A 10,807-nucleotide genomic window follows, 5' to 3' on the forward strand; every position below is an offset into this window, starting at 1 on the left:
GGGGGGGGGGGGGGGGGGGGGGGGGCGGGGGGGGGGGGGGGGGGGGGGGGGGGGGCGCGGGGCGCGCCCCGCGCCGCCCCCGCCCCCCCCCCCCCCCCCCCCCCCCGGCCAGTCGGGCTTCCGGCCCCAAATGACGCATCCTTGTCCGTAATCCCCGCGAGAGAGGCGCTTCCAGGATGAGTGCACCCATGTCACCTCACGGACCCCAGGGTTTCTCGACCGTGCGCGGCGGCCGCGGTTACCGGCCGGAGGACGTCGACCGGTACCTCGCGCGGCTGGCGGGCAGCCGGGACGAGGCCTGGGAGCGGGTGGCGCGGCTGACCGTCCTGGCGCGGCAGATGGAGGAGGAGGCGGAGCGGCTGCGTGCGGCGGTGGCGGCGCTGGCCCCGCAGACGTACGACGAGCTGAGCGAGCGTGCCCGGCGGATCCTGGCGCTGGCCCAGGAGGAGGCGGAGGTCCTGCGGGCGGACGCGCGGGCGGACGCGGTGGAGGCCGCGGCCGCGGCCGAGGCGCACGCCGACCGGGTGGCGGAGCTGGCGCGCCATGACGCGGAGGCGGTGCGCGAGCAGACCGAGGTGCGGGCGCGGCAGGGGCTGCTGCGGGCGCAGCGGCAGGCGGACGAGGTACGGGCGAAGGCGCGCGAGGAGGCCGCGGGGTGGCGGGCCGAGGCGCAGGCGGGGCTGGCGGAGACGCGTCGGCGTGCGCAGGCGCTGCTCGCGGAGCGGGAGCAGGAGCAGGTGGAGCGGTGGGACGCGGCCGGGCGGGAGGCGGCGGCGCGGGAGGCGGAGCAGGAGGCGCGGCTCGCGGAGATGGAGCGGTACGCGCAGGCGCGGCTGGCGGAGGCGCGGCGGGGGTTCGCGGAGGCGGAGGAGTCGGCGCGGCACGGGCAGGAGGACGCCGAGGCGCGGGCGGCGGAGCTGGTGGCGCAGGCGAGGGTGCGGCAGGAGCGGGTGGGACGGGAGACGGACCGGATCCTGCGGGAGCACGCGGAGGCGCAGGAGGAGATGCGGGCGCACATGAACCACGTGCGCTCCAGTCTGGCGGCGTTGACGGGGCGGGCGCCGGCGGAGGGGTAGGGCCCTGGCCCCGGCCGGGCGGTGTCCGGGGTGGCGGGGCCGGGGCGGCCGGGGACGGGTTACAGGCGGGGGAGGAAGTCCGCGATCAGGGGGGCGATGTCGTCGAGGTGGGTTTCCAGGGCGAAGTGTCCGGCCCCCTCGAAGACGTGCACCTGCGCTTGCGGCGCGTCCCGCAGGTAGGCCTTGGCCCCCGCCGGGGTGAAGAAGGGGTCGCCGGCGCCCCAGACGACCAGGACCGGGACCGCGGAGTCGCGGAGCCATGCCTGCCAGGCCGGGTAGTGGGCGAAGTTGGAGGCGTAGTCGAAGGCGAGGTCGGCCTGGGCGTCGGTGCGGCCGGGCAGGCCGAGGTAGTGGACGTCGAGGGTCCAGTTGTCGGGGGAGACGAGGGCGGGGTCCGCGACGCCGGTCTCGTACTGGAAGCGGGTGCCCTCCAGGGTGAACAGGCGGCGTACCCGGTCCTCGTTGCCCGGTACGTCGCGCCGTAGTCCCGCGAACTGGCGGGCGGCGTCGGAGAGTCCCTCGTCGTAGGCGTTGCCGTTCTGGACGATGAGGCCGGTGACGCGTTCGGGGCGCCGGGTGGCGAGCCGGAGGCCGACGGGGGCGCCGAAGTCGAAGACGTACAGCGCGAAGCGGTCGAGGGCGAGGGCGTCGGTGAAGCCCTCCACGATGTCGGCGAGGCGGTCGAAGGTGTACGTGAAGCCGGGCGGGGTCTCGGTGCGGCCGAATCCGGGGTAGTCGGGGGCGATCAGCCGGTACGGGGTGTCGTGGAGGGCGTCCATCAGGCGGGTGAACTGGTGCGAGGCGGTGGGGAAGCCGTGCAGGAGCAGCAGGACGGGGCCGTCGGCGGGGCCGCTTTCGCGGTAGGCCACGGTCACGCCGTCGACGTCCACGGTGCGGTGCGCGATCATCACATGCCTCCACTGGGTCAAGTGCCATTAGTCTCGGCGGGAGATCGCTAATGTGTCAACTGCCCTTGTTAGCATTAGCCGGTGACGTTCTTTCCGTTGACCGGCGAGCCCCTCGCGCTCGATCTGCTGAACACCCGGCCCGCCGGCATGGGCGACCTCATCGCCGACCGGGCCGGTCTCGCCGCCTGGCTGGCGGTGGAGGGCGACCGGCTGAGCCGGGTCGCCGAGGTGGGGGAGGCCGAGGTGGCCGCCGCGCACGCCGTGCGGGAGGCCGCCGGGCCGGCGCTGGAGGCGGCGCGGCGCGGTGAGCGGCCGCCCGCGCACGCGCTGGAGGCGCTGAACGCGGTCCTCGCCGCGGCCCCCGCGCACCGGGAGGTGTACTGGTCGGCCCTGACCGGCCTGGTGGCCGCCGCCCACCGGGAGGCCGCCCCCGCGGCGCGCCTGGCCGCGGAGCTGGCGGAGGCGGTGGTGGACCTGCTGACGGACGAGCGGGTGGCGTCGGTGCGCGCGTGCGAGGCGGACGACTGCGTGCTGCTGTTCCTGCCCGCGCACCCCAGGCGCCGCTGGTGCGTCGCGTCGGCCTGCGGGAACCGCGCGAGGGTGGCCCGCTACTACGCCCGGCACAAGGGGGAGCGGCCCTGAGGGACGGGGAGGGCGCGTCGACCGGGTCGGGCAGGCCGACCCCGGCCGGGGCGGACGGCTAGGGCGCCGGCTGCGGTGCGGACGGTGTGTCCGGCGTCTCCGGTGCGGCAGGTGCCGCAGGTGCGGTCGTGTGGCGGTAGGGGTCGCTGCGCAGGCCGCGGGAGGTGACCACCACTGTGAACGGGGGTTTCGCGTCCGGCGGGAGGGTGGCCGTGAGGGTGCCCGTCGCCGGGTCCTGGACCGCCGGGAGCGGGGTGTCGTCCACCGTGAGGCGGGGGTCGGTGAAGCCGCCGCCCTCGACCGTGAGCAGGCCGTCCCCGGTGACGGCGGTGTGGGTGATCACCGGGTTGCCGCGGGTGGCCATCTTGTTCACCAGGTACGCGCCCGCCGGCGCGCCGGTCAGCGCCCAGATCTCGGCCGGGAGCTCGGGGAGGCCGGCGCCCACGTCGGAGAGGAAGAACAGGACGACGTAGAGCATCGTCACCGCGCTCAGGGCGACGTACTGGAGGTCCACGAGGTCGGTGCGGCCGCTGTCGTTGGCGATCAGCTCGCGCAGCGGCCGGCGTCCCGTGGCGGTGGGCTTCGGGGCCGGCTTGGCCAGGGTGCCGTGCTCCACCCTGAGCCCGACCACCGTCTTCGCCCCGATCAGGGCGAGGTAGGGGCCGCCGAGCAGCGGGAGGTAGACGCGGGTCAGGGCGGAGAGCGGGCCGTGCTCGCCGCGGAACCAGTCGATGCCGCCGCCCGCCGTCAGCCCGTAGCCGAGGACGGCGAGCAGCAGCCAGACCAGGATCACGGTCCAGGCCAGGGCCAGGGTGGTCGAGGTGGAGAGCCGGCCGTCGCGGCCGGTGACGAAGTCCGGCCTGCGGTACAGGCGCAGTGCGACGGGGCCGGCCAGGGCGGCCAGTAACGCCAGTGCGAAGAGTGCGGATGTCATGTCGTCCCCCCGGGTGTGCGGTCCTGGGGAGAGCCTCACCCGGGCAGGGCGGGCATGACAAGTTGTCAAGCGGTCGTCATTCGTGTTCCGGCAGGACCGGGAACCGCCTCGGCGCCACGAGGAGCAGGACCAGCAGCGCCGCCACCCCGGCGAACGCCGCGCCGAGGAAGATGTGGTGCACCGCGGCCGCCACCGCCCCCCGCAGGTGCTCGGACGCGGCCCGCGAGAGGCTGCCCGGCTCGGCCAGGGCCCGTGACACGTCGTCCAGCCGGTGCGGCAGGCCCGGCAGGTGCTCCCGTCCCAGCCGCGAGGCGACGGTCGCGTTGGCCACCGCGCCCATCAGCGCGGCCCCCACGGCCTGGCCGACGGTGCGGCAGAACAGCACCGAGGCGGTCGTCGTCCCGCGTTCGGCCCAGCCCACCGTCGACTGCACCCCCATCACCAGCGGCAGCTGGAACAGGCCCAGCGCGGCGCCCAGCAGCAGCATGATCAGCGCCGGCTGCCAGATCCGCGCGGGGTAGGGCAGCAGGGTGAAGGAGAACAGGACCACCGCGGCCAGCCCCATCCCGAGAGCGGCGGTGTCGCGGAAGCCGATGCGCCGGTACACGTGCTGGCAGACGGCGGCCGACAGCGGCCAGCTCAGCGTCATCAGGGCCGTCACCAGCCCCGCCCCCACCGGCCCGAGCCCGAGGACGGACTGGGCGTAGGTCGGCATGAACACCATCGGCGCGACCATCAGCAGCCCCAGCGCCCCCATCGCCAGGTTGACGGCGGCGATGGTCCGCCGGTGCCACACCCACCCGGGCAGGATCGGGTCCGCGGCCCGGCGTTCCACCCGGACCACCACCGCCGCCAAGGCCGCGCTGGTGCCCAGCAGCCCCAGGGAGGGCGCGGACAGCCAGGACCAGGCGACCCCGCCCTGGACCAGGGCGAAGAGGAGCAGCCCGCCGCACGCGAAGATCCCGAGCGCCCCCGCCCAGTCGACCGGTCCGCGGTGCGCGGGGGCGCGCCGGGGTTCGACGAGGTGGCGGCCGGTCAGCCACAGCGCCAGCCCGGCCATCGGCACGTTGATCAGGAAGGTCCAGCGCCAGCCCGCGTAGCCGGCGATGAGTCCGCCGAGGGCCGGGCCGATGAGGGCGCAGCTCGCCCACACGGTGGTCATGCGGGCCTGGATGCGCGGCCGGTCGCGCAGCGGGTAGAGGTCGGCGGCCAGGGTCTGCACGGTGCTCTGCAGGGCTCCGCCGCCCAGTCCCTGGACGATCCGGAAGGCGATCAGCGCGCCCATGTTCCAGGCGGAGGCGCACAGCAGGGAGCCGGCCAGGAAGAGGGCCGTGCCGAAGACCAGGACCGGTTTGCGGCCGAAGGTGTCGCTGAGCTTGCCGTAGACGGGCAGGGTGACGGTCACGGCGAGGAGGTAGCCGGAGAAGAGCCAGGAGAAGACGGCGAAGCCGCCGATGTCCCCGACGATCTGGGGGACGGCGGTGGAGACGATCGTGGTGTCGAGGGCGACCAGGGCCATGGACAGCATCAGCGCCGCGACGACCCGCGCCGGCGGCCGGCCCTGGACGGGTGGGGCGGTCGCCGCCTCCTCGGCTGAAACCTTTCCCCCGGGTGTGCCGGCCGGCTCTCCGCCGGAGGCCGCGCCCCCGCTTTTCTCCGTCTCCATCACGTTCCCCCTTCGTCCGTGCAGACACCCTCTCACCGGGGTGCGCCCGGTGGTATCCCCATCTCATGCGGGGTGTCCCGGGCCCCGGGGGCCGCGTGCCCCCTACGTCCGGTCCGCCGAAGGGAGTACGTCCCCTAGGGGTCCCTCCACATCTGGGCCCAGGGGACTTTCGTCCCGACGGAGGAGGCCGGACGGCCTGATCCGTCTTTGACTGATGCACAGGGGAGAGCCGAGGGGGCGGGGTGGGGTTAACCCCCCGGCCGATACGGCGACGGGCACCAGGGTGCCGGCCACTTCCCGTTCAGCAGACTTCAGGCCGGCGACGCACGCGCGCCGTACGCACACCGACAGGGGAGAGAACACCGTGACAACGGCGATGACCGAGACCAGGCACGGAAGCGGCGGGGGGCACGGCTCCGTGGCCGCACGGGCGCGCCGGCTCGTCAAGGCGTACGGCTCCGGCGAGACCCGTGTCGTCGCCCTCGACCACGTGGACGTGGACATCCACCGCGGCCGGTTCACCGCGATCATGGGCCCCTCCGGCTCCGGCAAGTCCACCCTCATGCACTGCCTGGCCGGCCTGGACACGGTGACCAGCGGCCAGATCCACCTGGAGGACACCGAGATCACCGGGCTGAAGGACAAGAAGCTCACCCAGCTGCGCCGGGACCGGATCGGGTTCATCTTCCAGGCGTTCAACCTGCTCCCGACGCTGAACGCCCTGGAGAACATCACCCTCCCCATGGACATCGCGGGCCGCAGGCCCGACCCGCAGTGGCTGGACCGGGTCGTGCAGACCGTCGGCCTCGCCGGGCGCCTCAAGCACCGCCCGACCGAGCTGTCCGGCGGCCAGCAGCAGCGCGTGGCCGTCGCCCGCGCCCTCGCCGCCCGCCCGGCGGTCATCTTCGGCGACGAGCCCACCGGAAACCTCGACTCGCGGGCCGGCGCCGAGGTCCTCGGCTTCCTGCGCCAGTCGGTGGACGAGCTCGGCCAGACCATCGTGATGGTCACCCACGACCCCGTCGCCGCCTCCTACGCCGACCGCGTCATCTTCCTGGCCGACGGCCGCATCGTCGACGAGATGTACGCGCCCACCGCCGACCAGGTGCTGGACCGGATGAAGGACTTCGACGCGCGCGGGCGGACCTCGTGACCGTCATGAAGACCGCGCGGCGCAACTTCTTCGCGCACAAGGGCCGGATGGCGCTGTCCGCCGTCGCCGTCCTGCTCTCGGTCGCCTTCGTCTGCGGGACCCTGGTGTTCACGGACACCATGAACACCACCTTCGACAAGCTGTTCGCCGTCACCAGCTCCGATGTCACGGTCAGCCCCAAGGAGCCCGCCGACGGCGAGGCGGACCCGAACCGCGGCCGCCCGCAGGTGCTGCCCGGCTCGGCCGTGGAGAAGGTGCGCGGCGCCCAGGGGGTCAGGTCCGCCGAGGGCGGCGTCATGAGCACGGCCGTCACCGTCGTCAACTCCAAGAACGAGAACATGGGGTCGACCACCGGCGCCCCGACCATCGCCGGCAACTGGACCGACGGCGAGCTCAGGTCGATGAAGATCACCTCCGGTCGGGCCCCGCGCGGTCCGACCGAGATGATGGTCGACGCCGACACCGCCGCCAAGCACCACCTGAAGCTCGGCGACGAGCTGCGCACCATCGCCGTCACCGGTGACGTCCGCGCGAGGATCAGCGGCATCGCCTCCTTCACCGTCACCAACCCGGGCGCGGCGGTCGTCTACTTCGACACCGCCACCGCCCAGGAGAAGCTGCTCGGCGCGACCGGCACCTTCACCCACGTCAACGTGACCGCCCAGGACGGCGTCAGCGACGAGCAGCTGAAGAAGAACGTGGCCTCGGTCCTCGGCGCGGACACCTACACGCTGCAGACCGCCAAGGAGGCCACGGCCGCCAACAAGAAGGACATGGGCTTCCTCGACGTCATGAAGTACGTGATGCTCGGGTTCGCGGGCATCGCCTTCCTCGTCGGCATCTTCCTGATCTTCAACACCTTCTCGATGCTGGTCGCCCAGCGCACCCGCGAGATCGGCCTGATGCGCGCCATCGGCTCCGACCGGGGCCAGATCAACCGGTCGGTGCTGCTGGAGGCCCTGCTGCTCGGCGTCGTCGGCTCCGCCGCCGGTGTGGCGGCGGGCGTCGGCCTGGCCGTCGGCCTGATGAAACTCATGGGCCAGATGGGCATGCACCTGTCCACCGGCGACCTGACGGTCCGCTGGACGACCCCGGTGACCGGCCTGGTCCTCGGCACGGTCGTCACCGTCGTCGCCGCCTACGTACCGGCCCGCCGGGCCGGGAAGGTCTCCCCGATGGCCGCCCTGCGCGACGCCGGAACCCCCGGTGACCGCAAGGCCGGTGCGGTCCGCGCGGTCTTCGGCCTGCTCCTCACCGGCGTCGGCGCCGCGGCCCTCTTCCTCGCCGCGTCCGCCGACAAGGCGTCCGCCGGCTCCCTCTGGCTGGCCGTCGGCGTCCTGTTCAGCCTGATCGGCTTCATCGTCATCGGCCCGCTGCTGGCGGGCGTCGTGGTCCGCCTGCTCGCCGCGCCCGTCCTGCGGCCCTTCGGCTCCGTCGGCCGGCTCGCCGAGCGCAACGCGCTGCGCAACCCGCGCCGTACGGGGGCCACGGCCGCCGCACTGATGATCGGACTGGCGCTGGTCGCCTGCCTGTCGGTGGTCGGCTCCTCCATGGTGGCCTCCGCCACCGACGAGCTCGACCGCACCGTCGGCGCCGACTACATCGTCGCCTCCCAGGGCGGCCAGCCGCTGATGCCGCAGGCCGAGCAGGCCATGCGCGCGGTGCCGGGCCTCGACCACGTCACCGCCTACCGCGAGGTCGAGGCGAAGATCACCGCCCCCGACGGCACCTCCGCCCAGGACCGGCTCAGCGCCACCGACCCCTCCTACGCCCAGGACGTCCGCCGCAAGACGAGCGCCGGGCGGCACCAGGACGCGTACGCGCCCGGCTCGATGGCGGTCGGCTCGGAGTACGCCGCCAAGCACCACGTGAAGGTCGGTGACGAACTGGGCGTGGCCTTCAACGGCGGCAAGACCGTCAGGCTCAAGGTCGCCGCGATCACCCTGGACGAGGGCAACCTCGACAAGGGCGTGAAGTACGTCAGCACCGCCACCGCCGAGGCCAACGTGCCGGCCGACCGGCTGCCGCGCCCGTTCATGCTGCTGGCCAAGGCGCAGAAGGGGCAGGCCGACAGCGCCTACAAGGCCCTCAAGGCGGCCATGGCCGAGTACCCGCAGTACAGGGTGCTCGACCAGACCGACTACAAGAAGGACCTCAAGGACCAGGTCGGGCAGCTGCTCAACATGGTCTACGGCCTCCTCGCCCTGGCGATCATCGTCGCGGTGCTCGGCGTCGTGAACACCCTGGCCCTCTCGGTGGTCGAGCGGACCCGCGAGATCGGCCTGATGCGCGCCATCGGCCTCTCGCGCCGCCAGCTGCGCCGGATGATCCGCCTGGAGTCGGTGGTCATCGCCCTCTTCGGCGCCCTGCTGGGCCTGGGCCTGGGCATGGGCTGGGGCGCCACCGCGCAGCAGCTGCTCGCGCTCCAGGGCCTGAAGGTGCTGGAGATCCCGTGGGCGACGATCATCGCGGTCTTCGCCGGCTCGGCCCTGGTGGGCCTGTTCGCCGCACTGGTCCCGGCGTTCCGGGCGGGGCGGATGAACGTCCTGAACGCGATCGCCAGCGAGTAGCCGCCGGCGGTCGGACGGGGGAGGCAAGGGGGTCCCACGGGGGAAGCGCGGGACCCCACGGGGGAAGTACGGGAGAACACGCCGGCCCCGGGCCGTCCGTGAGGGCGGTCCGGGGCCGGCGCCGTGCCCCGCCCGGCGGCCGGGGCGGTCGCAGGCCCGGCCGCTCCTACAGCCGCCGCTCCAGCAGGACCGTTCCGCCCGCCTCGCCCACCAGGGCGAACCGCGCCCCCGGATGCAGCCGCCCCGCGTACACCAGCGGGTCCCCGGCCCAGCCGGAGGCGTTGTCGAAGACCAGGAAGGCCGGGCGCACCCCGCGCGTACCGCCGAGCCACAGCACCCGGCAGCGCGAGGTCAGCCGGGTCAGCGCGGGGTAGTCGGCCTCCACCGTCACCCCGTCCGGGATCCGCGCCAGCAGCCGTTCGACCGCGGCGACCCTCGCGGGCTTCTCGTACGCGGCCCGTTCCCCGAGCCGGGCCAGCGGCAGGCTGGTCGCGCTCAGCGCCAGCGCCGCGGCGAGCAGGGCGCCGGGCAGCTGGTGGGCGTACGAGCGCACCCACGGCCGGGGGCCGCGCCGGACGCGGTCGAGGGCGTCGGCCAGCGCCAGCGCGACGACCGGCATCAGGACGGCGCTGTAGTGCCAGTCGGTGGACCAGTAGTGCGGGTCGGACGAGGCGAAGCGCCAGCCCAGCGTCGGCACGGCCACCCACAGCAGGGGGGAGCGCAGCGCGAGTGCTCCGGTGGTGGGCACCAGCACCCAGGCCAGGGTGGTGAGTTTCGTGCCGAGGCCGCGCAGCACGCCGCCGGGGCCGTCGACCTTCTGCCAGTAGGTGTAGCCGTCGGCGGCGAACGCGGGGAGCACCACCGTGAACACGAGTGCGGCCACCGCGGCTCCGGCCACGGCCACGACGAGGGCCGACCGGGCCGCCCGCCGGTCGGCGGTCCGGGCCCGCCAGGCGACGACGAGCGCCAGCGCGGCCAGGGTCAGCCCCTGGTCCTCCTTGACCAGCAGCAGCGGCAGCCCCCAGGCGAGCGCCGCCCGCCAGCGGCCCGCCAGCAGGGCCTCCAGGGCGAAGGCGATCAGGGGCACGGCGAAGCAGATCTCGTGGAAGTCGAACTCGACGGCCCGCTGGATCCCCCAGGAGAGCCCGTACGCCGCCCCGAGCGCGAGCCCCCGCGCCGGCCCGAGGAGGCGTACCGAGGCGCGGGTGACGGGCAGGGCCGACAGCGCGAACAGCGCCGCCTGCACCAGCAGGAGGGTGACCGGGCCCGGGAAGACCCGGTAGAGCGGGCCGATCAGGGCGATGACGGGGCTGAAGTGGTCGCCGAGGACGAGCGTGCCCGGCCCCTTCAGGTCCACGACGGGGGCCTGGAAGTGGGCGTAGGCCCGGACGGCCTGCTCGAAGATGCCCAGGTCGTAGGAGCTGTCCTCCATCCGCCGGTGGCGGGTCACGGAGAGCGTGGCGTACGCGGCGAAGAGCGCGGCGGTCAGCCCGTACGGCGCCCGGGCCCGAGCCCACACGCCGGCCCGGGCCCACGCGCCGGCCCGGGCCCACACGCCGGCCCGGGCCCACACGCCGGCCCGGGCCCACACGCCGGCCCGGGCCCGTGCGTCGAGCCGGGCCTCTGCGGCGGCCCGGGGTCCTGCGTCTGGCGGGCCTTCTGCGTCGTGCCGGGCTCCTGCGGCGGGCGGGGTTCCTGCGTCGTGCCGGGCTCCTGCGGCGGGCGGGGTTCCTGCGTCGTGCCGGGCCCCTGCGGCGGGCCCGGGCCCTGGCGCGGGCCCCGCCGCCGGGGGGGGGCCGGGCCCCCGGGGGCTATAAAAAAAATAACCCTCCGACCACCCAAATGTTTGTTTTATTAT

The 10,807-nt window shown here is 74.5% G+C and carries 8 protein-coding genes; 4 read left to right on the top strand and 4 right to left on the bottom strand.

Annotated features, from left to right (window positions below; translation table 11 throughout):
- Positions 1-188 precede the first annotated feature (188 nt).
- Positions 189-1,076 carry a DivIVA domain-containing protein gene (locus tag WDV06_RS33840; RefSeq protein ID WP_395513648.1) on the top strand — a complete coding sequence of 296 codons (888 nt, stop codon included), beginning with the start codon at positions 189-191 and terminating at the stop codon, positions 1,074-1,076.
- Between the two features lie 59 nt (positions 1,077-1,135).
- On the opposite strand, the gene WDV06_RS33845 is transcribed toward WDV06_RS33840, so the two are convergent.
- Entirely contained in the window at positions 1,136-1,984 is an 849-nt protein-coding gene (locus WDV06_RS33845) for an alpha/beta fold hydrolase (RefSeq protein ID WP_395513649.1), read from the bottom strand.
- 81 nt (positions 1,985-2,065) lie between these two features.
- Between WDV06_RS33845 and WDV06_RS33850 the strand changes: the two genes are divergently transcribed.
- Positions 2,066-2,626, top strand: coding sequence for a CGNR zinc finger domain-containing protein (locus tag WDV06_RS33850; protein ID WP_395513650.1), 561 nt, complete (start codon positions 2,066-2,068; stop codon positions 2,624-2,626).
- Between the two features lie 58 nt (positions 2,627-2,684).
- On the opposite strand, the gene WDV06_RS33855 is transcribed toward WDV06_RS33850, so the two are convergent.
- Positions 2,685-3,560: a hypothetical protein gene (locus WDV06_RS33855; RefSeq protein WP_395513651.1), complete on the bottom strand. Its 876-nt coding sequence runs from the start codon at positions 3,558-3,560 to the stop codon at positions 2,685-2,687.
- A 76-nt stretch (positions 3,561-3,636) separates the two neighbouring features.
- The gene (locus WDV06_RS33860) at positions 3,637-5,226 is read right to left on the bottom strand and encodes an MFS transporter (protein WP_395513652.1); all 1,590 of its coding nucleotides are present in this window, start codon (positions 5,224-5,226) and stop codon (positions 3,637-3,639) included.
- 376 nt (positions 5,227-5,602) lie between these two features.
- Between WDV06_RS33860 and WDV06_RS33865 the strand changes: the two genes are divergently transcribed.
- Both WDV06_RS33865 and WDV06_RS33870 read left to right on the top strand, forming a co-directional pair.
- On the top strand, positions 5,603-6,379 hold the full coding sequence (locus tag WDV06_RS33865) for an ABC transporter ATP-binding protein (protein ID WP_395513653.1): 777 nt from the start codon (positions 5,603-5,605) through the stop codon (positions 6,377-6,379).
- On the top strand, positions 6,376-8,949 hold the full coding sequence (locus tag WDV06_RS33870; protein WP_395513654.1) for an ABC transporter permease: 2,574 nt from the start codon (positions 6,376-6,378) through the stop codon (positions 8,947-8,949). Before WDV06_RS33865 ends, WDV06_RS33870 begins: the two co-directional genes overlap by 4 nt.
- 166 nt (positions 8,950-9,115) lie before the next feature.
- Here WDV06_RS33870 and WDV06_RS33875 read toward each other — a convergent pair whose 3' ends face one another.
- Entirely contained in the window at positions 9,116-10,468 is a 1,353-nt protein-coding gene (locus tag WDV06_RS33875; protein WP_395513655.1) for a DUF2079 domain-containing protein, read from the bottom strand.
- Positions 10,469-10,807 lie beyond the last annotated feature (339 nt).

The organism is Streptomyces racemochromogenes, assembly GCF_044129415.1.
Taxonomy (GTDB): domain Bacteria; phylum Actinomycetota; class Actinomycetes; order Streptomycetales; family Streptomycetaceae; genus Streptomyces; species Streptomyces racemochromogenes_A.